This window comes from Chryseobacterium cucumeris, from assembly GCF_016775705.1.
GTDB lineage: Bacteria > Bacteroidota > Bacteroidia > Flavobacteriales > Weeksellaceae > Chryseobacterium > Chryseobacterium cupriresistens.
The window spans coordinates 3,533,127-3,555,522 of sequence record NZ_CP068760.1 but is presented as its reverse complement, the minus strand read 5'-3'; the positions used below and the strand labels follow the sequence as shown (position 1 = coordinate 3,555,522).

At 37.2% G+C, this 22,396-nt stretch carries 22 protein-coding genes; 12 read left to right on the top strand and 10 right to left on the bottom strand.

The features are described from left to right. Positions 1–35 precede the first annotated feature (35 nt). From JNG87_RS15885 to JNG87_RS15870, 4 genes are all read left to right on the top strand, one after another. A complete protein-coding gene (locus JNG87_RS15885; RefSeq protein ID WP_202839483.1) occupies positions 36–1,385 on the top strand; it encodes an ATP-binding protein in 1,350 nt (449 codons plus the stop codon). A 71-nt stretch (positions 1,386–1,456) separates the two neighbouring features. After that, a complete protein-coding gene (locus tag JNG87_RS15880; protein WP_202839475.1) occupies positions 1,457–2,560 on the top strand; it encodes an NAD(P)/FAD-dependent oxidoreductase in 1,104 nt (367 codons plus the stop codon). Positions 2,561–2,876: 316 nt separating this feature from the next. Beyond that, the gene (gene prfB, locus JNG87_RS15875; RefSeq protein ID WP_137905936.1) at positions 2,877–3,989 is read left to right on the top strand and encodes a peptide chain release factor 2; all 1,113 of its coding nucleotides are present in this window, start codon (positions 2,877–2,879) and stop codon (positions 3,987–3,989) included. 86 nt (positions 3,990–4,075) lie between these two features. Next, on the top strand, positions 4,076–4,771 hold the full coding sequence (locus tag JNG87_RS15870; RefSeq protein WP_202839468.1) for a DedA family protein: 696 nt from the start codon (positions 4,076–4,078) through the stop codon (positions 4,769–4,771). A gap of 303 nt (positions 4,772–5,074) precedes the next feature. Here JNG87_RS15870 and JNG87_RS15865 read toward each other — a convergent pair whose 3' ends face one another. The 3 genes from JNG87_RS15865 to JNG87_RS15855 form a co-directional block, all read right to left on the bottom strand. After that, complete coding sequence (locus tag JNG87_RS15865; protein ID WP_202839467.1) at positions 5,075–5,836, bottom strand: MBL fold metallo-hydrolase; 762 nt, start codon at positions 5,834–5,836, stop codon at positions 5,075–5,077. Between the two features lie 235 nt (positions 5,837–6,071). Beyond that, a complete protein-coding gene (locus JNG87_RS15860; protein ID WP_202839466.1) occupies positions 6,072–6,614 on the bottom strand; it encodes a Crp/Fnr family transcriptional regulator in 543 nt (180 codons plus the stop codon). Between the two features lie 15 nt (positions 6,615–6,629). After that, the gene (locus JNG87_RS15855) at positions 6,630–8,615 is read right to left on the bottom strand and encodes a urocanate hydratase (protein WP_202839465.1); all 1,986 of its coding nucleotides are present in this window, start codon (positions 8,613–8,615) and stop codon (positions 6,630–6,632) included. 289 nt (positions 8,616–8,904) lie between these two features. Between JNG87_RS15855 and JNG87_RS15850 the strand changes: the two genes are divergently transcribed. Further along, positions 8,905–9,339: an endonuclease domain-containing protein gene (locus tag JNG87_RS15850; protein WP_202839463.1), complete on the top strand. Its 435-nt coding sequence runs from the start codon at positions 8,905–8,907 to the stop codon at positions 9,337–9,339. Positions 9,340–9,457: 118 nt separating this feature from the next. Here JNG87_RS15850 and JNG87_RS15845 read toward each other — a convergent pair whose 3' ends face one another. The 5 genes from JNG87_RS15845 to JNG87_RS15825 form a co-directional block, all read right to left on the bottom strand. After that, a complete protein-coding gene (locus JNG87_RS15845) occupies positions 9,458–9,751 on the bottom strand; it encodes a hypothetical protein (protein WP_114821005.1) in 294 nt (97 codons plus the stop codon). Between the two features lie 49 nt (positions 9,752–9,800). After that, the gene (locus tag JNG87_RS15840) at positions 9,801–10,787 is read right to left on the bottom strand and encodes a 2-hydroxyacid dehydrogenase (RefSeq protein ID WP_202839461.1); all 987 of its coding nucleotides are present in this window, start codon (positions 10,785–10,787) and stop codon (positions 9,801–9,803) included. Between the two features lie 77 nt (positions 10,788–10,864). Beyond that, on the bottom strand, positions 10,865–11,128 hold the full coding sequence (locus JNG87_RS15835) for a prevent-host-death protein (protein ID WP_110011069.1): 264 nt from the start codon (positions 11,126–11,128) through the stop codon (positions 10,865–10,867). Positions 11,129–11,306: 178 nt separating this feature from the next. Then, positions 11,307–11,957 (bottom strand): protein-L-isoaspartate(D-aspartate) O-methyltransferase, encoded by a 651-nt coding sequence (locus tag JNG87_RS15830; protein WP_110011068.1) that lies wholly within the window; start codon positions 11,955–11,957, stop codon positions 11,307–11,309. 97 nt (positions 11,958–12,054) lie between these two features. After that, the gene (locus JNG87_RS15825; protein ID WP_202839459.1) at positions 12,055–12,483 is read right to left on the bottom strand and encodes a hypothetical protein; all 429 of its coding nucleotides are present in this window, start codon (positions 12,481–12,483) and stop codon (positions 12,055–12,057) included. 352 nt (positions 12,484–12,835) lie between these two features. Between JNG87_RS15825 and JNG87_RS15820 the strand changes: the two genes are divergently transcribed. From JNG87_RS15820 to JNG87_RS15790, 7 genes are all read left to right on the top strand, one after another. Beyond that, entirely contained in the window at positions 12,836–13,798 is a 963-nt protein-coding gene (locus tag JNG87_RS15820; RefSeq protein ID WP_034699728.1) for a Gfo/Idh/MocA family protein, read from the top strand. Position 13,799: 1 nt separating this feature from the next. Beyond that, complete coding sequence (locus JNG87_RS15815) at positions 13,800–14,534, top strand: hypothetical protein (RefSeq protein WP_202839457.1); 735 nt, start codon at positions 13,800–13,802, stop codon at positions 14,532–14,534. A 40-nt stretch (positions 14,535–14,574) separates the two neighbouring features. Beyond that, positions 14,575–16,305: a cellulase family glycosylhydrolase gene (locus tag JNG87_RS15810; protein WP_202839455.1), complete on the top strand. Its 1,731-nt coding sequence runs from the start codon at positions 14,575–14,577 to the stop codon at positions 16,303–16,305. A gap of 66 nt (positions 16,306–16,371) precedes the next feature. Then, complete coding sequence (gene bla-A / locus JNG87_RS15805; protein ID WP_202839453.1) at positions 16,372–17,250, top strand: CGA/CIA family class A beta-lactamase; 879 nt, start codon at positions 16,372–16,374, stop codon at positions 17,248–17,250. 31 nt (positions 17,251–17,281) lie between these two features. Continuing rightward, positions 17,282–17,692, top strand: a complete 411-nt coding sequence (locus tag JNG87_RS15800) for a hypothetical protein (RefSeq protein WP_202839451.1) — start codon at positions 17,282–17,284, stop codon at positions 17,690–17,692. A gap of 10 nt (positions 17,693–17,702) precedes the next feature. Further along, entirely contained in the window at positions 17,703–18,599 is an 897-nt protein-coding gene (locus JNG87_RS15795) for a 3-hydroxybutyryl-CoA dehydrogenase (protein ID WP_202844343.1), read from the top strand. Positions 18,600–18,644: 45 nt separating this feature from the next. Continuing rightward, complete coding sequence (locus JNG87_RS15790) at positions 18,645–18,884, top strand: hypothetical protein (protein ID WP_002977986.1); 240 nt, start codon at positions 18,645–18,647, stop codon at positions 18,882–18,884. A 49-nt stretch (positions 18,885–18,933) separates the two neighbouring features. Here the strand turns inward: JNG87_RS15790 and JNG87_RS15785 are convergent, their stop codons facing one another. Both JNG87_RS15785 and pheT read right to left on the bottom strand, forming a co-directional pair. Then, entirely contained in the window at positions 18,934–19,344 is a 411-nt protein-coding gene (locus JNG87_RS15785; RefSeq protein ID WP_047433591.1) for an META domain-containing protein, read from the bottom strand. Between the two features lie 528 nt (positions 19,345–19,872). After that, the gene (gene pheT, locus JNG87_RS15780; protein ID WP_202839449.1) at positions 19,873–22,275 is read right to left on the bottom strand and encodes a phenylalanine--tRNA ligase subunit beta; all 2,403 of its coding nucleotides are present in this window, start codon (positions 22,273–22,275) and stop codon (positions 19,873–19,875) included. Positions 22,276–22,396: the final 121 nt, after the last annotated feature.

Sequence of the window (22,396 nt, the reverse complement as noted above, 5' to 3'; positions counted from 1 at the left end):
AAATACATTAAATTTGATAGAATTAATCAACAGTTATGAAGCTAATTGAACTGGCAGAAGAATTAAAGGTATCTGCAGAAGCCATAAAACAGTTTATCCAGGATTTTGATCTTGAACTGGTAGATTGTATCAGTACCAATTTTGAGGTAAAAAAAGATTTTGAAAAATTTGCCCGCGAAAATGTAGATTTTTTAAGACTTTATGAAAAAGATCTTGATAAAAATAAGACCCTGGAGCAGATTGCTGAAGTGATCAAGCAGCCAAAAGACAAGGTTGAAAAGGTGATCAAAGACAATAATCTCAATATCTTCGATAATGGTTTTTACAAATCCTCCATATCGAGTTATGGAATTGATAACAAACTTGGAGGGAATTATCAGTTTGTCTACGATTATTTTGGGCATAAAACCAGCCTTCAGCAAAGAGATTTTATCGGATACAGAGACCTGTTTTTTTATACATCCACTGTTCTGGAACCCTTCCTGAATCCACAGCAGATCAAAGACTGGGGAATCAACAAACCTGCAGGGATTATTCTTTACGGACCTCCGGGAAGCGGTAAGATATTCTGGGCCAATAAAATAGCTGAAATTATCGGGTATCAGTTTAAAGAAGTCAAAAAACATTATTTGGGAACTTCGCTGATTGATGGAAATGAGATCAATTTCAGTGATTTCCTGGTGAGTATGATGAAGGAAAACAAAATGCTTCTTTTTATGGATGATTTCGATGAAATTATGATGCAGAGAAGGGCGGAAACAGACATTGCTTCCTGCAATCTTGAGGCTCAGGAACTGATTCTTCACTACATCGGAAAGTTTGAAAAAGAAGGTGTTTTAATGGTAGGTTCAGCTAATTCTGTGGCTGAAATTGATGAGGAAATTCTGGCACCAGGAAGATTTGATGTGCTGATTCCTATTTTTCCACCCAATGCTGCTGAGCGCTCGGAAATCATCCTTTATGCCATGACCAGAGGATTGGAAGAAGATTCTTTACTCTACAAAATACTTAAAAATAACAAAGCGGATAAAATTCCATTCTGGCATGAAATCTCTTCAAAGATGAAAGCATTCAGTAATACCATGCTGATTGACTTTACGCAAAGCCTAAAGAAAAGAATCAAAAACCTGTATCAAAGGACCAGAAACGAAAAGCTGAAAATTGATCAGAAAATTTTAGACAGCGCATTAAGGGATGCAGGATCAAAACTTACTGAAGAATATCTTGATCAGGTAGCACGATTTCTTGCGGATGCCATTATCAATAATTTTGATGACTTCAGGTTTAGGATTCAGGCTCTGAAAAATGAACTGGAAACCTACAGAGTTGTCGAAGAGCCGCAAAGAGCAATCGGATTTCAGCATAATGAAGGAGATAAAGGATAAACTGTTTAAAGTTCAAGGTTTAAAGTTTAAGGTTTTATAAAAATTACTCATTACCTAATTACTCATTATTTATGAACAGTATTTGGGAATTGGATACATTCTACAGAAAAAGAGACATCATCATTATTGGTGCGGGGTTTTCCGGGCTTTGGACAGCCATATCCATAAAGGAGAAGTGTCCGGAAAAATCTGTTCTTATTATTGAACGGAATAGCATTCCATTGGGTGCTTCCACAAGAAATGCCGGATTTGCCTGCTTTGGAAGTCTTACCGAAATTATTGCTGATTCGCAGAAAATGGGCTGGGAAAAAACACTGGAGCTTGTTACAATGAGATTTGATGGACTTCAGAAAATCCAGCAGTATTTCAAGAATAGTGAAATTGATTTTGAATTGAATGGAGGCTACGAAATTGTAAATAATGAGGAACCTTTATCCCGGATTGAAGCGGTCAATGAAAAACTGAAAACAATAACCGGACTGGCTCAGACTTATACTTTGAATCAAAATAAAATACAGGAATTTGGGCTTGGAAAATCTGAATTCCTGATAGAAAATCCCTGTGAAGGAGGTCTTCACTCCGGAAAGTTAGTACAGCAACTGCTGGAGAAATGTCACGAACTGAAAGTTGAGTTTTTATTTGGAACGGAAGTTCAAAATATTGAAGAAACGGACAAAGTTGAGGTGCAGCTTTCAACTGATCTTTCTGTAATCGCCGACCAGCTTATTTATTGTACCAATGCATTCACTTCAAAATTTCTGGAAAAAGAGAATATCATTCCTGCCCGCGGACAGGTTCTCCTGACAGAACCAGTAGACGGTTTAAAACTTAAAGGTACTTTTCATTATGATGAAGGCTATTATTATTTCAGAAATATAGGAAACAGAATATTACTGGGTGGCGGAAGAAATCAGGATTTTAAGACAGAAGAAACAACGGCTTTTGAAACGACAGAATTTCTGCAGAATCATTTAGAAAATTTTTTAAAAGAAGTCATACTTCCTCATAAAGATTTTAAAATTGCCCTCCGCTGGTCAGGAATCATGGCTATGGGTGAAGAAAAATCGCCCATTGTAAAACAGCTTTCAGAAAGACAGTTCTGTGCCGTAAGACTTTCAGGAATGGGAGTTGCTTTAGCTCCGAAAATAGGAGAGATAATAGCAGAAATGATTTAATAGATGGATTGGTAGTATAAAATTTGTGATTAATAAGTTTTTATTGAAAAGAAATTAGAAGTTGGCTGGAAGCTAGAAGCTGGAGGTTGGAAGCTAAGGGCACATTCCCGACTCCAAAACTCTATAAATCGAATCTTGAAACTTTTTCCTCAAACACGCTCTAACTCTAAAATCCTCAAACCTCACTACCCGAATCCAAAACGGATGCATTCTCAAACTCTCAAACTCTACAACTCGAATCCCGCACCTCGAAAACTCGAATCCTAAACCTCTCCACTCTAAAAGAATTCCTTATTTTTGCAAAAAAGAAACATTCGTGATTAACAACGACCAGATAAAAGAAGTTCAATCCAGAATTGAAGACTTACACAGATACCTTCAGATTGAAAAAAAGAAGATTGAAATAGCCAATGATGATGAAAAAACTGCGGCACCCGAATTTTGGGATAATCCAAAAACTGCTGAAGCATTTCTAAAACAGCTTCGTTCCAAGAAAAAATGGGTAGAAAGCTATGACGAAATTCAGACACAGTTTGAAGATTTACAGGTTTTGGCTGATTTCGCTAAAGAAGATCCGGATTCTGAAAAAGAACTGGATGAGACTTTCCCGCAATTGGTAGAAAAAATTGAAGACCTGGAATTCAAAAATATGCTTTCCAACGAAGGTGATGAACTTTCTGCAGTACTTCAGATTACAGCAGGAGCAGGGGGAACAGAAAGTTGTGACTGGGCTTCCATGCTGATGAGAATGTATACCATGTGGGCAGAAAAACAAGGCTATAAGATCCGTGAACTTAACTTCCAGGAAGGAGATGTAGCAGGTGTGAAGACTGTGACCCTTGAAATTGAAGGTGAATTCGCTTTTGGATATTTACGAGGCGAAAACGGAGTACACCGTTTGGTAAGAATTTCTCCTTTTGACAGTAATGCGAAACGCCATACCAGTTTTGTTTCCGTATATGTTTATCCTTTGGTGGATGATACCATTGAAATCAACATCAATCCTGCCGATATCAGCTTTGAAACCATGAGAGCTTCCGGAGCCGGAGGACAGAACGTAAACAAGGTGGAAACGGCTGTACGTCTTCGCCACGCTCCTACAGGAATTATCATTGAAAATTCAGAATCCCGTTCTCAGCTTCAGAATAAAGAAAAGGCAATGCAGCTCCTTCGTTCAAGACTCTACGAAATGGAATTGGAAGAGCGTATGAAAGCCAGAAACGAGATTGAAGCCAACAAGATGAAGATCGAGTGGGGAAGCCAGATCAGAAACTACGTCATGCATCCTTACAAATTGGTAAAAGATGTACGTTCAGGTCATGAAACGTCAGATGTGGATGCGGTAATGAATGGTAATATCACTCCTTTCCTGAAAGCATTCTTAATGGCCGATGGAACCGCAGTTTCCGATGATGATCTCGACTTATAAAAATCATGTTTGAATTTTAGTTAAAATCTTATAATTAATTTTTGTTTCAGACATTTTAGACTTACTTTTGTTGTTCATCGATATTTATGGAAGATTTCAATAGCTGGAAGGATTTATTAAACCCGGAGTTTTATATAAAAATGGGAGGGTTTTGGCTGATTTTGTTTATTGTTTTTGCTGAAACGGGTCTTTTTGTAGGATTTTTTCTACCTGGGGATTCTCTACTTTTCGTTTCGGGAATTTATGCCGTTGAAATCATCAAAGAGACTTTTGGCTCTACAGAGAGCGATTTTTTAGATACCACTTTATTGGCTTCAGGAGTAGCTCTTGCCGCTATTATTGGAAATGAAGTAGGATATTACTTCGGAAGGAAAGCAGGACCAGCTTTGTATAAAAGACCGGATTCAATGCTATTTAAGAAAAAATACCTTTACCAGGCACACGATTTCTTTGAAAAACACGGAGCTTTAGCCGTTATTATGGCAAGATTCTTACCGGTTGTAAGAACTTTTACGCCTATTGTAGCAGGTATTGTAAAGATGGATAAAAAAGAGTTTTTAAGAGATAATATTATCGGTGCTGTATTATGGTCTTTCATTCTGATCTTTGCAGGACATTATCTTGACAAGCTTTTTATGGAGCAGTTTGGCATCAACCTGAAAGAGAAACTGGAATACATCATTATTGTAATCGTATTGGTAACAACACTTCCGGTAATTATCAAATTTGTTTTCGGGAAAAAAGAAGATCTTTCCAAATATGAAGATCAGGACTTTGAATAGATAAAGAATTCAATCAAAAATAAATAAAGAAGTGAGGACATTTCTAAAGCACAATATACTTCCTGAGTTATTTAGCCAAAACTGTTCTCTCACCCCTTTTGCTTTGTATGTAAATTTATTCTTTTGCAAACATAGGAGCCAAAACTTAATTTTAAATTTCGGCTAAAGCCAATCATATTACGCACAAAAGAAAACGGGCCTCCTTCGAACTATGCTCAGGATTATAGCCCGTTCCTATTGATGTTGAGATTCTTCGCTCCCTTGCATTTCACTCAGAATGACAATTTTCCTTACAAATATCAGTTAAGATTCTACCACCATAGCTCCATCCTTCAAAATCAAATACTCCTGACCTACTTCCTCAGAAATGTTTTTTAAATCCTGATCATCAAACACCTGAGGAATATAGCATTTCTCGTGGGCAAACAATCCGTAATGGATAGGCACCAGCTTTCTGGCGTGCAGAAGATGAGCTGCAGCAAAGGCTTCTTTCAGATTGAGAGAAGCGGGAACAGGGCTATATTCTAATCCGATGATCTCAAAATTCACTACTACTCCGTTTACGGGTAAGAAAGCGTAATCTATATTGGGATTTTCTTTTCCAAGCTTCCAGAACTGGTTGTGCCAGATGGTATCTCCTCCGTGAAAGATTTTAGTATCACCATCATCTACAATCCAGGAAGACTGTATTTCTCCCACTCCATCCATGGCAAATACTGGTTTGAAGGTGATGTTGTTTTCTGTGAAGGTTTCATCAAGATTCAGGACGATCATTTCAACATCAGGTACAAGTTTTCTTACAATAGGTTCCAGTCCTGCGTAGACGATCAGTTTTCCGTCTTTCTTTAAACATTTCCTGATGACACCTTTATCAAAATGATCAAGGTGCATATGCGTAAACAGGACATAATCTGCCTGTACATGGTCTGAAAATTCTATGAGATTTTCTACAGCATCACCCAAAACAGGTTTGTAATAAGAGAAATCTTCTACAGCATCTATTAAGATGGTTTTGTTATGTGAAGTGAGTTTTACACCTGCCCAGTTTAGTTTTTGTATTTCCATATTCTTTTTTCAGCAAAGGAAGAAACTTACGGAAGGCCAGTCAATAAACAAAAGATAATTAATGAAGGTGTTTTGAGGATGGGAGCTGGGGGATGGAAGATGGAAGTTATTGAGGTGAAAGAACAACTATGTCACTTTTTTTATTTACAATAATTTTCCAATTAATTTTTAAAACCTACAGAAAATATGAAGACTGGAAATAACTTCCAGCTCCCCTCATCCAGCTTCCAGCTTCTTACAGAATACGCTTCCTGATCCGGCTTAAAGAAATAGGTGTAATGCCAATATAGGAGGCAAGGTATTTCAGAGGGATATTCTGAATATAATGGGGTTTGTTTTTCAGCAGGTATTCATACAGGTCCTGCGGAGTATTTTTCAGCAGGAGCATTTCCCTTTTCATTGCAGCATTCAGTTTTCTGCTCAGATAATAGTTCTGTACGAAACGGCAGTGCGGATTTACAGCAAACAGGTTTTTCACCTCATCCAGGGTGATTTCCCAAGCCAGTCCTTTGTTGATGGACTCGTAAACGGCATCGGAACTTTTTTCTTCAACAGTAAAAATATCACCGGGAAAGTAGAATTCTGCACAGATCTCGGTGTCGATATCTGAGGTACTGTTGATGTAGTATTTACGGACAAGCCCATCTTCTACAAGATAGGCTTTGTTGTCCATAAATATATTTTTCTTTGAAAATTCAACCTCAGCAAACTTCTCCCATACAGGATCACTATCCTCTACGTTCAGGTGTGAAAACAATTTTTTGTTGATGGTTGCCAATGTTGAATTTTTATATTACAATAAGTTTTCGTCTACAAGGTTCGGAAGTGTTACTTTTAAGTTTGGTTCTGCTTCCATCGCTCTTTTAATGGCAAAAACAGCGCCTTCATTTCTTGCCCAGCTTCTTCTTGAGATTCCGTTGTTTACATCCCAGAAAAGCATGGATTTTAATCTTCTGTCGGCATCATCACTTCCGTCAAGGAGCATTCCGAAACCTCCGTTGATCACTTCTCCCCAGCCTACTCCGCCACCATTGTGAATGGAAACCCAGGTAGCTCCACGGAAACTGTCCCCAATTACGTTGTGAATGGCCATGTCCGCTGTAAATCTTGATCCGTCATAGATATTGGAAGTCTCTCTGTAAGGAGAATCTGTTCCTGAAACATCATGATGATCTCTACCCAATACAACGGGTCCTATTTCCCCATTTTTAATGGCTTTGTTGAAGGCTTCAGCAATTTTCATTCTTCCTTCTGCGTCTGCATAAAGGATTCTTGCCTGAGAACCTACTACCAGTTTATTTTCCTGCGCTCCCTTGATCCATTGGATATTGTCTTTCATCTGCTGCTGGATCTCTTCAGGAGAGTTCTTAACCATTTCCTCTAATACTGCACAGGCAATATCATCTGTCTTCTGAAGATCTTCCGGATTTCCACTGGAACATACCCAACGGAACGGCCCAAAACCATAATCAAAACACATAGGTCCCATGATATCCTGTACATAACTCGGATATTTGAATTCTCTTCCTAATGTCGGATTTTCTGCCATTACATCAGCTCCGGCTCTGGAAGCTTCCAGTAAGAAGGCATTTCCGTAATCGAAGAAATACGTTCCCTTTGCGGTATGTTTATTGATGGCTGCAGCATGTCTTCTCAACGTTTCCTGAACTTTTTCTTTGAATAACTCAGGGTTTTCAGCCATCATGGTATTAGATTCTTCAAAACTTTGTCCTACAGGATAATAACCACCCGCCCATGGATTGTGAAGGGAAGTCTGATCTGATCCGATATCGATTCTTAAATCTTCCTGATCAAATTTCTCCCAAACCTCTACAATATTTCCAAGATAAGCCAAAGACACTGTTTCTTTGTTAGCCTGTGCTTCTCTTACTCTTTTTACCAATGCATCAAGATCTTCATGAATCTCATTCACCCATTTCTGATCGTGACGGATTTTCGTGATCTTCGGATTCACTTCTGCACATACAGTAACACAGCCTGCAATGTTCCCTGCTTTGGGCTGAGCTCCACTCATTCCTCCTAATCCTGAAGTAACGAAAAGTCCTCCTTTCGGTTCTTTCTTGATTTTTCTGAAAGCATTTAACACAGTAATCGTCGTTCCATGAACAATCCCCTGAGGACCGATATACATATAACTTCCTGCCGTCATTTGCCCATACTGAGTAACACCTAATGCATTGAATTTCTCCCAGTCATCCGGTTTGGAATAGTTCGGGATCATCATACCATTCGTTACCACAACTCTTGGTGCATCTTTATGAGAAGGGAACAATCCCATCGGATGTCCTGAATACATTACCAAGGTCTGTTCATTACTCATTTCAGACAAATATTTCATGGTCAGCAGATACTGCGCCCAGTTGGAGAAAACCGCTCCGTTTCCACCATACGTAATCAGTTCGTGTGGATGCTGCGCTACTGCATAATCCAGGTTATTCTGAATCATCAGCATAATGGCTTTTGCCTGCTCTGATTTTCCGGGATAATCTGTGATAGGCCTTGCCTTCATTTCATAATCCGGACGGAAACGATACATATAAATTCTTCCGTAATCTTCCAGTTCCTGCTTGAATTCAGGAATCAGTTCTGCATGAAACTGAGGTTCGAAATAACGTAAAGCATTCTTCAATGCCAGTTTTTTCTCTTCTTCTCCTAAAATTTCTTTACGCTTCGGAGCATGGTTGATATTGGTCTCGTATGGTTTTGGTTGTGGCAGCTGATTAGGAATCCCCTGCTGTATCTGTTCTTGAAATGTCATATTGCTATTTAAAGGTCTATGTTTTTAAACAATGTTTGAAGTTTTAAAGATATTCAAAATAGCAAATATAGGCAAGAGGCGAAGGGAAGAATGGTTTAAGGTTTAAGGTTTAAGGTTTAAGGTTTAAGGTTTAAGGTTTAAGGTTTAAGCAAAATTATGAAAACTGTAAATCGACTATCATTTGATATTAAATACTATATTTGAATAAACACACCTCAATTCCCCTCCTTTGGAGGGGTGGATTTCAAAGTTAACAACTTTGGAAGACGGGGTGGTCAAAAACACAACAATGAAAGAAATTCTTACCGTCATCAACGGAATTCCTATCCGCAGGAATTTCGTTGAAAACCTGCCCTACAATCCCTATTTAAAAGCATTATCAAAAGAAAAACGTAAAGCCCGGATTTTGGGAGAAGTGATCTTCTGGAAAAAAGTCCGTGCAAAAAAATTCTACACCATTGATTTTGACAGACAAAGGATTATCGGAAATTATATCGTTGATTTTTATGTCAAAACATTAGGTCTTATCATTGAAATAGATGGCTCAAGCCATGACGAAAAACAGGTTTATGATGGAACAGGAGAAGAATATCTTGAATCTTTGGGGTTGTTGGTTTTCAGGATTAGTGATTTTGATGTGAGGAATAATCTGAGTCTGGTGATGAAGGAGTTGGAGGATTTTATTGTGCTGCATTATGGAACCACCCCGTCTTCAAAAATTTAAAGAATTTTCGAATCCACCCCTCCGAGGGAGGGAAATTGCCCTTACCCATATTAGTTGTTATTTCATATAAAAAAGCCTTACTGAAATTCAATAAGGCGGTTTTTTGTATCGTTAAAGTTTAGGTTAAAACATCATCGTTTTCTTCTTCATGGTCATCTTCATTATCGCTGAGACTCCAGTAATTGTTTTCTTCATCTTCTGCACCTATTTCTTCCATTTCATCATCGTCTTCGGCTCCCGGAATATCCAGGCCTTTATCGATTTTATCTTCATCAAAATCTTCATCCAGAATAGGATTTCCGTCTCCATCAAGCGGAATATGTTTTTCTTTCTGGAAAATATCTTCATTGGGATTATAATCCATTTGTTCCAGCTTTCTGTTCTGTTCATTAATATTGTCTTCCGGTATCATGATAATGGTATTTAAGGGTTTACATATTTAAAACAAAAATAATTCCAAGTTATACTGAATAATCAGAATAAACGTCAGGATTTGCACAATGGGGCATTTTCTCATTTTTTGAAAAAGCGATGATATTTCCTGCTGCCAGTCTGGCCATTCCATTTCGGGCTTCAACAGTAGCAGAACCAATGTGAGGCAGTATACAGACACTGGAAAGCCCAAGAATAGGATCATCTGCAGACATTGGTTCCGGATTGGTTACATCCAGGCCTGCTCCCCAGATTTTTTTATCTACAAGCGCCTGATACAAATCTTTTTGGTTATGAAAACCTCCTCTGGCTGTATTGATGAAAATCGAGTCCGGCTTCATTTGTTCAAATATCGAATAATTAAACAATTCTTTCTGTTCAGGGGTAAAATTAGCGTGTACACTCAATACATCTGAGTTTCTGATCAGTTCTTCGAAAGAAACATAAGCTGCCCCCAGCTCGTTTTCTGCTTCCTTATTCTGATGGCGGTTGTGATAAATGATGTTCATACCAAAAGCTTTTTTTGATTTTTCAGCCATTTCATACCCGATTCGACCCAATCCAAAAATTCCCAGTGTTTTTCCATATAATTCCTGGCCCAGGGCATGTAGAGGATCAAATGCTCCCCAGTTATCATCTTTTACTTTTTGGAAATTATAGCTTGCCCGCCTCGCCACAGACTGCATGAGTAAAAAGGCCACATCTGAAGTAGCCCTGCTCAGAACATCGGGCGTATTTCCCACCGGAATGTGTCGTTGTGTAGCTTCTTTAATGTCAACGTGATCAAATCCTACGGAATAAAGAGCAATAGCTTTCACATTCGGGCAGGCTTCAAAAAAGTTCTTATCATAGGTAAAGTCTGTGCCAATACTTAACATCGTATCTGTATTTTTACAGTAATTAAGCCATTCTTCGTAAGAAAGGTTTTCTTTTTCCGGGATTACAATCTCCAGGCCTGCTTCTTCCAGCATTTTTATTCCTGTTTCTGGAATTCTTTTATTGATAAAAACTTTCATAATACTGTGGTTTGGTTATTTTAAATAAAAAACCTCACTCGCAAAAAGTAAGGTTATTGAACTTTAATATTAAAAAATTATTTCTCTTCATCCGAATGGTCTTTGTTCTTCTCCCAGGCTTCAGAAGCAATTTCCTGAATTTCTGTCCAAACTTCTTTTGCAGATTTCTGAGCCTGCGCCATAAATCCTTGTTTGGTAGCTTCCTGATTCCTGCTTTTCATGTCATGAAGGTAATCTTTCACCTGCTGGGAATAGCTTTCTATACTGTATCCCGGGTTATTATGCAGATTTTTCTGAAGATTACTAAAATCATGTGACGCCTTGAATCTGTTCGTGTCCATAATATTAAGATTTTAGTGATTGGGTTCTCATGTGAATCCAATTTTTATTCCGAAACAGATTTAAAATGTATTAAAAAAAGATTAAATCTTATTAATTATCGAATTTCAAAAACACAAACTATGGCTAAGAACAGGTATTTGAGACCAGGATGTCTGCTAATTCCTTATCTGTAATACATTATTGATTTGTATTTCCAAGCATCGGAACAAATTTATAAGCTCCGAATTCTTCTTTTTCAAATTCTGTAGGGCCTACTTTGGTAAATCTGTATAAAACCTGTTCATCCGTTGGTCCTAATGGGATCACCATTATTCCTCCGATGTTCAGTTGTTTTAAAAGCTCTGTGGGTAATGTAGAAGCGCCACAGGTTACGATAATTTTGTCAAAAGGAGCAAAAGTTGGAAGCCCGGCAAAACCATCTCCAAAACTCTGAAATTTTGGAAACAGATGAAGTTCTCTGAGTTTCTTTTTGGAAAAATCAAAAAGGTCTTTCTGCCTTTCCACCGTATAGACATGAGCTTTCATCGCCATTAAAACTGCGGTCTGGTATCCACATCCTGTTCCGATCTCCAAAACTTTTTCACCTGGTTTTACCTTCAGCAATTCAGACTGTTCCGCTACCGTGGACGGATGGGAAATGGTCTGATGGGCGAGAATAGGAAATGCCCTGTCTTCATAGGCAAAATCTTCAAAAATACTTTCGATAAAAAGGTGTCTTGGAACTTCATTCATTGCCGAAAGTACATTTTCATCCGAAATACCAATTCTGTTTCGAAGGTAGTCTACTAAAATCTTTCTTTTTCCTTTATGTACAAACGAATCCTGCATTTGACAAAAGTAAGAAATTAGAAATTAGATTTCAAATCGGAACAAAGAATATCCCAAAAATAGAGCAGCCATTATTTTGACTGCTGTGTTTTTATTTTTAATTCCATTGTATCGGATAAGGACCATAAAAATCACTGAAGGTATTATCAGCACATCTTTTTCTCACAAAAAAGTTATAATTCACTGTTTTACTTAATCCTACATAAACAGCTTTTTGGCCTGCAAACACCAAATCTCCACTTGCAGGAGGAGCAAAACTAGTTGTCAGAACAGTTTCATATGCAGAAACTCCATCATTTTCCCAGGATACTGTAGCATCAAAAATAGAAGAATTCGCAGAAGAGGTTGTTTTCGAATAGGTTGCATATTCTGGTTTTACGCAGGTGGTAGTAGTGCCGGCCAATACGGTGACAGGTCCTGCCCAGTTGCTCCGGCCGTTGTCAATTCCGCAGTTTTTTCTTACATAAAGATCATATTTGTTATCTTTATATAGAGGGAGATTATAGAAGTTCTTATTGGTGACCACTGTGATTCCCTTTCCTAAAGAGAAACCCTGTTCCCATACTGTACTTCATAATAGCCTTCTCCCATACTGATAAAGCTCCAGGAAAGTCGATTATTTGTTTTCTCAAATATCAGATTTGTAGGAGTACCACATTTGGCCTGCGGGTCATATGGGCTATCTCCTATACATCCGGCAGTGCATAATCCAGAGATGATTACAATCGAAATTATTCTTTTCATAGCTATTTTTCTAACCGTGAATTTAGTATAATTTCTTTAATGAATGAAGACTTTCATTCCTGACTATCACCAAGTGAAAAGTCATGTATTTTATAAATGTACATTCACTATCTTTACAAAAATTTAATACAGCTATGTTAAAAGCAGGTTTGGTAGGTGCCGGACACTTGGGAAAAATACATTTAAAACTTCTTAATCAGTCAGATAGATATGAATTTGTAGGTTTCCATGATAAAGATATTGAAAACGGAAAGAAATTAGAAGCCGAATTCGGATATAAATATTTTGAAAATTTTGATGAATTGCTTGAGCAGATTGACATGCTTGATATTGTCACTCCAACTGTTTATCATTATGATTATGCCTTAAAAGCCATTGAAAAAGGCCTTCATTTCTTTATTGAAAAACCGGTAACCCAGACTCTTGAGCAGGCAGAAGAAATTCTTCGTTTGTGCCAGGAAAAAGGAATCAAAGCACAGGTAGGACACGTTGAGCGATACAACCCGGCTTTTATTGCTACCAAGGAATACATCAGTACTCCGATGTTTATTGAAATCCACAGACTGGCTGAATTTAATCCCCGTGGTACAGATGTTTCTGTGGTATTGGATCTTATGATTCACGATCTTGATATCTTATTAAGCATTGCGAAATCCAAAGTGAAAAATATCCACGCAAGTGGTGTTTGTGTAGTCAGCAAAACTCCGGATATTGCCAACGCAAGAATAGAGTTCGAGAACGGATGTGTGGCCAACCTTACGACTTCCAGAATTTCTATGAAGGCGATGAGAAAGAGCAGATTCTTCCAGAAAGATGCTTATATTTCCGTTGACTTCCTTGAGAAAAAGGCTGAAGTGATCAGAATGAAAGATGCTCCTGAAAACCCTACTCCATTTGATATGATCATTGAAAATGCAGAGGGAGAAAAGAACCAGATTCTGTTTGAATATCCAAATATCCAGCCTAACAATGCTATTCTGGACGAATTAAATTCTTTCGCTGATGCGATTACTGGCGACAAAAATGTAGAAGTTTCTCTTGAAGATGGAACTGAAGCATTGAAAGTGGCTTTAGAGATTATGAAACTGATCAGTTAACATGAAAATAAAGTCTGCACTATTTTTGGCAGCAATCACAATGCTATCTTGTCATCAGAAAAAAAATGGTTACGAGATAGATTGTGATGATCAAAAAAAGCAGGCACAAAATGATTTCAATTATAAAAATTATACCTGGACCAATTTCTCTGGCTTAGGCTATGATTATCTGGGTGAAAAGGAATTTATAGAGCTTCTGAATCAGAATCATATAAAAACACAGCAAATTCCCATATCTTGTGTAAGGTTTCCGAATGATCAGTATGAAAACTGCCGGGAAATCGAGATGAACAGACTTATTTTAAAAAGATTCGGAAAGAAATTTATAGACTCATTGCGCTTTACCGCAAAGCAACTGTTTATAAAAAATCATCCCGATGAAATATTTTCATATGAAGAATGTGATGATATTTCGCGCTATCCTAACTCTACCGCAGACAATCAGTTTGAAAAACTACAAACTGATTATCTAAAAAAATTTCCTACTCCCCAAGGATATAAATCAAAAAAGGAAAAGTTTTATTCCTACACTTCAGCTTCTTTTATTATTACTAAAAACGGAAAAATTAAGGATTTATCAGTAAAAAGTGAATTTCAAAACAAAAAAAACAATATATTTGAAAAACAATTCAATAAACAATTGAAAGATTTTGTTTTACACACGCAATGGATTCCTGGCAGAATAAATGGTCTGAATGTAGATTCTTACTATGATGCCACCATTCATTATGACTAATTTCTAAAAAATTCCTATTATTTAAATCATTGAAACTACTATGAAAAGAGCCATTCTATTATCCGCACTTTTATTGTCTCAATTTGGGACATCACAATTACTGAAGACTTCAGGACAAAAAATCGTTAATGATAAAGGTGAAAATATTCAATTGAAAGGCCTTGGGCTCGGCGGTTGGATGCTACAGGAAGGATATATGCTGAAAACTGCTGATTTCGCCGGCCCACAGTATAAGATTAAGGAGAAAATTGCTGAACTGATTGGTGAAGACGGAATGAATGAGTTCTACAAAGCTTACCTGAAAAATGGAATCACAAAGCAAGATATCGACTTTTTAGCCAAAGCAGGATTCAATTCGATAAGGTTGCCGATGCATTACAACCTTTACACCCTTCCTATTGAAAAAGAACCTGCAAAAGGAAAAGATACATGGCTGGAGGAAGGTTTTAAAATGACTGATGATCTTCTTCAATGGTGCACCGATAATAAAATATACCTTATTCTGGATCTGCATGCAGCTCCGGGAGGTCAGGGAAATGATGCGAACATCTCTGATAATGACAAATCCAAGCCTTCACTTTGGGCTAATGAAGAAAACCAGAGAAAAACGATTGCGCTTTGGAAAAAACTAGCTGAGCGGTATAAAGATAATCCATGGATTGGAGGCTATGATCTGATTAATGAACCTAACATCAACTTCACAGGTAAAAACCCGAATGGTACAGATGAAATATCCAATGCTCCGCTCTGGAAACTTCAGAAAGACATCACTGCAGCTATTAGAGAAGTTGATAAAAAACATATTATTTTTATTGAAGGAAACGGCTGGGGAAATAATTATAACGGATTACCAGCAATCTGGGATAACAATATGGCTTTCAGCTTTCATAAATACTGGAATTACAATGATGATCAAACCATTCAATTCGCGCTGGATCTCAGAGAGAAACACAATATGCCGATATGGCTTGGAGAAACGGGAGAAAACTCTAATGTATGGTTTACTGAGTTGATTCAGCTTTTAGGCAAGCATAATATAGGATACGCCTTCTGGCCGATGAAAAAGATTGATAATATCGCGGGAATTACCAATGTAAAAATCACTCCTGAATATGAAAAGCTGTTGGATTACTGGAAAAACGGAGGTGAAAAGCCTTCTAAAGAGTATGCAAGAAAAGCTCTATTACAGATTGCCGACAATTATAAGCTGAACAACACGGAAATTAAAAGGGATGTGATTGATGCGATGTTCAGACAGATTACAGATGCTTCTACAAAACCTTTCAGAAATCACCAGGCTCCGGGAAGAATATTTGCTTCAGAATATGATTTGGGAAGAATGGGTGCTGCCTATCTGGATAAGGATTTTATCAATCTCTGGGTAAGTGATCCGGCAAAAAGATCGGAGTGGAACTCCGGACAGCAGATGAGAAATGACGGGGTGGATATTTATAAATGTAATGATAAAGTTACCAATCAGTATTATGTAGGAAAAACAGAAACCGGAGAATGGCTTCAGTATACGCTTCGATCAAAAGGAGATGCAAATTATACTCTGGACATCAGATATTCTGCTGCCAACGATGCTAAAATAAGAATTGAAACGGCTTCCGGAAAAGTTTTAGCTACAGTATCATTGTCATCTACGGGTGGAAATGAAAACTGGAAAACGGTTACTGCAAAAAACATCAGCCTTCAGAAAGGGGAAAACAAGATCAGAATCGTCTTTGAAAATGATGGAGTAAATCTGAATTATTTTGAATTAAAATAGTAATAATTGTCTTAAATTGCAGCTCTCTTCCGGTCTTCAGAAGAGGGCTTTTTTAATGATCATATTATGAAAAAAACAGCATTCTTTTTCCTTTTGATTTCAGCATTTACCTTTGCCCAGACTTCTTTATTAGAACAGAAAATAAACTCAATCCTTAAGAACAAAAAAGCTACTGTGGGCGTTTCTGTCCTAGGTTTTGAAAATGGTTTTACATACAATAAAAACGCAGACAAAAAGCTGCCAATGCAAAGTGTATTCAAGTTTCACATTGCCGCAGCGGTTCTGAATGCCATAGACCAGGGAAAGCTTTCTCTGGATCAGAAAATTAAACTGGATCAGTCAAATTTACTAGAGAATACGTGGTCGCCGCTTCGTGATCAATATGCAGGAAAAGATGTTGAAGTTCCGTTAAGTGAAGTGATTGAATATACGGTTGCCAAAAGTGATAACAACGGCTGTGATATTCTTCTCAGGTTATTGGGAGGTACCCAGACTGTTCAGAAATTCATGGATTCCAAAGGGGTACAAGGTTTTCAGATCAAATATAATGAAGAAGACATGCATAAAGACTGGAATGTTCAATATGAAAATTACAGTACTACAAAATCAGCAGTCGATATCCTTAAAAAATTCTATGACGGGAAAATACTTTCCAAAAAATCTACAGATTATCTGATGAAAGTACTATGGTCTACTTCCACAGGATTGAATAAAATGGTGGAACAACTTCCCAAAAACACTCCCGTGGCAAGAAAAACGGGAGCTTCCGGGAAAAATAAAGCAGGTTTGACAGGTGCGGAAAATGAAATAGGAATCATTACTTTACCGAATGGAAAACATTATGCATTAGCCGTATTTGTCAGTAATTCAACGGAAACGGATGCAGTCAACTGCAGGATGATTTCAGATATTTCCAGAGAGGTTTGGGAATATTTTAATAAGTAAAATTTTAAGCTTATTTTTAAAGCGATTTAACATGAAAAAAATAATACTAACAACGGCTCTGTTTGCTTTCACATTCTTTTACGCTCAGAAGAATCAGAATTATTTAGAGATCAGCTACGGAAGTGTATGCTGTGGCCCTGCCTCTGATAAGCCTGTGATGAGCTTTCTGAAAGAATTTAAGAACAAAAGCCAGATCAAAAGCCTGGAAGTCCTGATCCAAAAAGGGATGGGAAGAGAAGGCGAATATACATTGTATGTTGGCACCGATTTTCTTACAAAGAATCAGAAAAAACGATTGATAAGAGGTTTAACGGCTACTGTTTCCAATCAGAATAACAGTAAAAAAAGCCAGAGTGTAGGAAATGTTACCTTTGATTCAACAGCTGTTGTCACACAATCTGACCTTACAGACGCAAAAAATTTAACTATCTATAAAAAATAAAGGAAAAATGATCAAAAACATTGTAGTTATCGGAGCGGGAACCATGGGAAATGGTATTGCACATACTTTCGCACAAAGCGGTTTTAAAGTAAATCTTGTAGATGTATCCCAGGAAGCTTTGGACAGAGGTTTAAAAACCATTACTACCAATCTTGACAGAATCATTGCAAAAGGAAACCTTACAGAGGAGCAAAAAGCTGAAACATTAGGTAACATCACTACTTTTACAGCATTGAATGAGGCTGCAGGATCTGCTGATCTTATTGTAGAGGCTGCTACTGAAAATCTTGATCTTAAACTGAAGATCTTCGGCCAGATGGATGAGCTGGCTCCTGCCAATTGTATCCTTGCAACCAATACTTCTTCTATTTCTATCACAAAAATTGCTGCGGCTACCAAAAGAGCTGATAAAGTAATCGGTATGCACTTTATGAACCCGGTTCCTATTATGAAACTGGTAGAAATCATCAAGGGATATTCAACTTCCAAGGAGACTTTTGATGCCATTTATGAAATGAGTAAAACTTTGGGTAAAGTTCCAGTAGAAGTGAATGACTACCCTGGTTTTGTGGCGAACAGAATTCTAATGCCAATGATCAATGAATCTATCGAGACTCTTTACAACGGAGTGGCTGGTGTAGAAGAAATTGATACGGTAATGAAACTGGGAATGGCTCATCCAATGGGTCCGCTTCAGCTGGCAGACTTTATTGGTCTTGATGTATGCCTTGCTATTCTGAACGTTATGTATGACGGTTTCAAAAATCCTAAGTACGCTCCGAACCCACTGCTTGTGAATATGGTGACAGCCGGAAAACTGGGTGTAAAATCAGGAGAAGGGTTCTACGATTATTCTGAAAGCAAAAAAGCTGAAAAAGTTTCAAAAATGTTTTTGAAGTCATCTTAAATCAATAATTTTAATTATCTTTGAGAAAGTTAAAACATTAAAAAAATGAAATTACCAAAGTTTTTATTAGCAGATAATTCGGAATTTCCAGAGGATCTATTCGTGGTTCATACAGAATATCCAAGATTTATCTTAAACGTTGAGGAAGAAGAAGTTGAGTGGTTAGATGATCTTGAAGGTGATGATGAAGAAACGATGGCAGACGAGGCTACTAAAGTAGTAGAAGCAGCATTCAAATGGTGCGATGAAGAGTTGGCTAAGTACGACGAAGAAGAGGAAGATTAATAACACTCTAAACATAAAAAAGGAACTCAATTGAGTTCCTTTTGTTTTTTTATTCTGATTTAGTGAATTTTAATAGCAAAAGATTGTCTTTGTACAATTCTAAAGTATTTCCGGAAACCACATATTTGTTAGCTTTCCCCATCATATCCATAAAGTTCTGTTCTACCCCGATGTTGCTGCACATCATTTTTGTAGATCCCATCTGTCCGGCTGTAAAACTTCCTGTAGACGGATCTATGGTAGCCGTTCCGAAATAGTTGTTACATCCCGCATTTCCGGTGATCTTTTCTCCTTCAATATTCAATGTCGGAACTTTACCTTTTACCGTTTCAGCCAATGTCCATTTTGTGCTGGCAAGAGCAGGCTGAGCTTTTCCTACTTTAGATGCAGACGGGCTTGTCATAGATCCACATGAAGCCAATACTGCAGCTGTACATATACTTAAAAAAAGATTTTTCATTTTTTTCTTTTTGAATTAACCCAAATTTACGGAAATTATATTATTTAAACGGGCTGCCGTAAATTTTATTATTCTTTAACATTTGATATTTTGAATATTTTTCCGAGCAAAAGATCTTATTATGCGGTCATAAGTTGGAAAACGCAAAGACGCAAATTTGTTAATATGCAAAGAGTTTAAGGCGCAAAGATTTTATCTCCTATAAAATTTTAATACTATACCCTTGTCATTCCGAGCAAAGCAAGGAATCTATACCATAATTGGTTTATAAAATATATTGAGACTCTTACGGAGTGATAAAGACTGTGGATAGATTGTTTTTATACAAAATTTCCATTTTAAACACGAATAACATTAATATTTTCACTAATATCACTAATGCAATTCAATAGGAACGGGCTTTAGCCCGTTTTTCTATCCACAAAAATTCATTTGGCTTTAGCCCAAGCCTAACAACAACGCAATAAAACAAAAAAACGGACTTAAACAAGTCCGTTTCTATTATGTTGAAATATATATTTTCAATGATTAAGATCTCAACTCAGCGTTGAATTCTTTCTGGAAAGCTTTGATCAGAGAATCCATTACCTCTGTAATCTCTTTTTCTTCCAGTGTTTTTTCTTCGTTTAACAGTTCGAAGCTCATTGCATAAGACTTCTTACCTTCAGGAAGATTTTTACCTTCATACACATCGAACAGATTAATGTTTTTAATGAATGGAGATTTGTTCTTCTTAGCCGTCTGGTATAAATCCTGATAGTTAACTGTTTTATCAATCAATAAAGCTAAGTCTCTTCTGATTTTGTTAAACTTCGGAATATCTTTGAATTTCAATTCATTTTTAGAACGTAACTCCTGAGCAAATTCCAGTTCAATTTCTGCATAGAAACATTCCTGATCAATATCAAAGTCTTTCAATAAGGCAGGCGCTACTTTTCCGATTCTTACCAATGCTTTACCATCCGCTTCATATACCAATGCATCAGAGAATCTGTCATCAGTTAGAGCTACTTCTTTGTAATCTACAGCCAATCTTTCCAATAAAACTTTTACATACGCTTTAAGGTTATAGAAGCTTACCGCAGATTTTGGCTGAAGCCAGTTTTCTGCAACGTCTCTTCCGGAAACCAGTAATGCCAGTTGTTTTCTTTCTTCGTATTTATCTTTTTTGTGATAAATTTTTCCTAATTCGAAGAATTTGATATCCTGATTTTTTCTGTTGATATTGTATACTGTATTCTGAAGAAGTCCTTCCAATAAAGACTTTCTCATGAATGCTAAATCTCCGCTTAAAGGATTCAATAGTTTTACAGCATCTGTTTCATCTTTTACAGAAGTTAAAGAGTTGTTCATTACTTCATTGAAACCAAGGCCTTGTAAAGTTCTTGCCCAGCTGTTTTCCAGTTCATCCTGATCGTTAGCACTTAGCTTAACAGGAGTAAATGAAATCTTCTGTGGAGCATCAATTTTATTGTATCCGTAGATTCTTAAAATCTCTTCAATCACGTCAATTTCTCTTGTTACATCTGCTCTGTATGCAGGAACTGAGATTTCGAAACCGTTTGGAATTTCATTTAAAACCTGAATTTCCAATGCTTTTAAGATTTCCTTTACTTTTTCTCTGTGGATTTTTGTTCCTAAAATCTGCTCAATTTTAGAGAATCTAAGGATCACGTAATTGTCCTCTATTTTCTTAGGATATTCTTCCAATAAGTCACCTACCAATTTACCTTCAGCAATTTCCTGAATCATTTTAATAGCGTGAGTGATGGCTGTTCTGGTAAGATTCGGGTCTACTCCTCTCTCAAATCTGAAAGAAGCATCTGTATTCAAGCTATGCGCTTTTGCTCCTTTTCTCACTGCAATCGGGTTGAAGTAAGCACTTTCAAGGAATATTGTTTTTGTAGTTTCAGATACTCCTGAATTCTCACCTCCGAATACTCCGGCAATACACATCGGTTTATCTTTACCGTCTTTGATCATGATTTCAGAACCATTCAATGTTCTTTCAACACCATCTAAAGTTGTAAATTTTGTTCCCGGTTTTACTACACCTACTTTCACTTTTTTATCTGCAATTTTATCTGCATCAAATGCGTGAAGCGGCTGTCCGTATCCGTGAAGAATATAGTTGGTAATATCTACAACGTTATTAATCGGGCTTAGTCCGATCGCTCTCAGTCTGTCTTTCAACCAGGATGGTGATTCTGCAACTTTTACATCTTCAATCACAGCGCCGATATATCTTGGACACAATTCTGCATCTTCAATTTCCAGTTTGAAATCATGAGTTCCTTCGCTATTCAAAACTTCAGAAGCTACTTTATTAAATTGTGACTTCAATTGGTTCGTAGAAAGATAAGCGTGTAAATCTCTTGCAACACCATAGTGAGACATGGCATCTGTTCTGTTCGGTGTTAAACCGATTTCAAAAACCTCATCATTGGTCAACTCAAAATAGTCTGCAAAGTTTTTCCCTACTTCATATTTTGTTTCATCCAGCACCATAATTCCTCCATGATCTTCGCTAAGGCCTAGTTCGTCTTCTGCACAGATCATTCCCTGAGAAACCTCTCCTCTGATTTTTGCTTCTTTAATTTCAAAAAAGTTTCCGGTCTTGTCATAGATTTTTGTTCCAACAACGGCTACAGGAACAGTCTGTCCTGCTTCAACATTCGGAGCTCCGCAAACAATGTTCAACACTTTTCCGTTTCCTACCTCTACTGTTGTCTTCTTCAGTTTGTCAGCATTAGGATGTTTTTCGCAGGTAAGTACTTTACCTACAACAATTCCTTCCAGGCTGCCTCTTACACTTTCAAATTTATCTATCCCTTCAACCTCAAGACCTATATCTGTAAGGAATTCACCGATTCTTTCAGTTTTTGATTCCGTTTTTACAAAGTCCTTCAGCCAGTTGTTTGATATTTTCATTTGTTAATCTATCTACTTATTTAATTCGTCAGATGTGTCCTATGGTTTCATCTGCTCTATTTTGAAACTTTTATTTGAAATCCCACCATTTTCATGGATAATTTTTCGAGCTACAAATGTC

What these genes read in the sequence shown, in the direction of transcription:
- JNG87_RS15880 (WP_202839475.1), top strand. Translation starts at nt 1,457, where the DNA reads ATGAACAGTATTTGGGAATTGGATACATTCTACAGAAAAAGAGACATC.
- JNG87_RS15845 (WP_114821005.1), bottom strand. Translation starts at nt 9,751, where the DNA reads ATGATACCGGAAGACAATATTAATGAACAGAACAGAAAGCTGGAACAA.
- JNG87_RS15820 (WP_034699728.1), top strand. Translation starts at nt 12,836, where the DNA reads ATGTTAAAAGCAGGTTTGGTAGGTGCCGGACACTTGGGAAAAATACAT.
- JNG87_RS15790 (WP_002977986.1), top strand. Translation starts at nt 18,645, where the DNA reads ATGAAATTACCAAAGTTTTTATTAGCAGATAATTCGGAATTTCCAGAG.
- JNG87_RS15840 (WP_202839461.1), bottom strand. Translation starts at nt 10,787, where the DNA reads ATGAAAGTTTTTATCAATAAAAGAATTCCAGAAACAGGAATAAAAATG.
- JNG87_RS15800 (WP_202839451.1), top strand. Translation starts at nt 17,282, where the DNA reads ATGAAAAAAATAATACTAACAACGGCTCTGTTTGCTTTCACATTCTTT.
- JNG87_RS15830 (WP_110011068.1), bottom strand. Translation starts at nt 11,957, where the DNA reads ATGCAGGATTCGTTTGTACATAAAGGAAAAAGAAAGATTTTAGTAGAC.
- bla-A (WP_202839453.1), top strand. Translation starts at nt 16,372, where the DNA reads ATGAAAAAAACAGCATTCTTTTTCCTTTTGATTTCAGCATTTACCTTT.
- JNG87_RS15870 (WP_202839468.1), top strand. Translation starts at nt 4,076, where the DNA reads ATGGAAGATTTCAATAGCTGGAAGGATTTATTAAACCCGGAGTTTTAT.
- JNG87_RS15835 (WP_110011069.1), bottom strand. Translation starts at nt 11,128, where the DNA reads ATGGACACGAACAGATTCAAGGCGTCACATGATTTTAGTAATCTTCAG.
- JNG87_RS15815 (WP_202839457.1), top strand. Translation starts at nt 13,800, where the DNA reads ATGAAAATAAAGTCTGCACTATTTTTGGCAGCAATCACAATGCTATCT.
- JNG87_RS15850 (WP_202839463.1), top strand. Translation starts at nt 8,905, where the DNA reads ATGAAAGAAATTCTTACCGTCATCAACGGAATTCCTATCCGCAGGAAT.
- JNG87_RS15785 (WP_047433591.1), bottom strand. Translation starts at nt 19,344, where the DNA reads ATGAAAAATCTTTTTTTAAGTATATGTACAGCTGCAGTATTGGCTTCA.
- JNG87_RS15855 (WP_202839465.1), bottom strand. Translation starts at nt 8,615, where the DNA reads ATGACATTTCAAGAACAGATACAGCAGGGGATTCCTAATCAGCTGCCA.
- JNG87_RS15885 (WP_202839483.1), top strand. Translation starts at nt 36, where the DNA reads ATGAAGCTAATTGAACTGGCAGAAGAATTAAAGGTATCTGCAGAAGCC.
- JNG87_RS15810 (WP_202839455.1), top strand. Translation starts at nt 14,575, where the DNA reads ATGAAAAGAGCCATTCTATTATCCGCACTTTTATTGTCTCAATTTGGG.
- pheT (WP_202839449.1), bottom strand. Translation starts at nt 22,275, where the DNA reads ATGAAAATATCAAACAACTGGCTGAAGGACTTTGTAAAAACGGAATCA.
- JNG87_RS15865 (WP_202839467.1), bottom strand. Translation starts at nt 5,836, where the DNA reads ATGGAAATACAAAAACTAAACTGGGCAGGTGTAAAACTCACTTCACAT.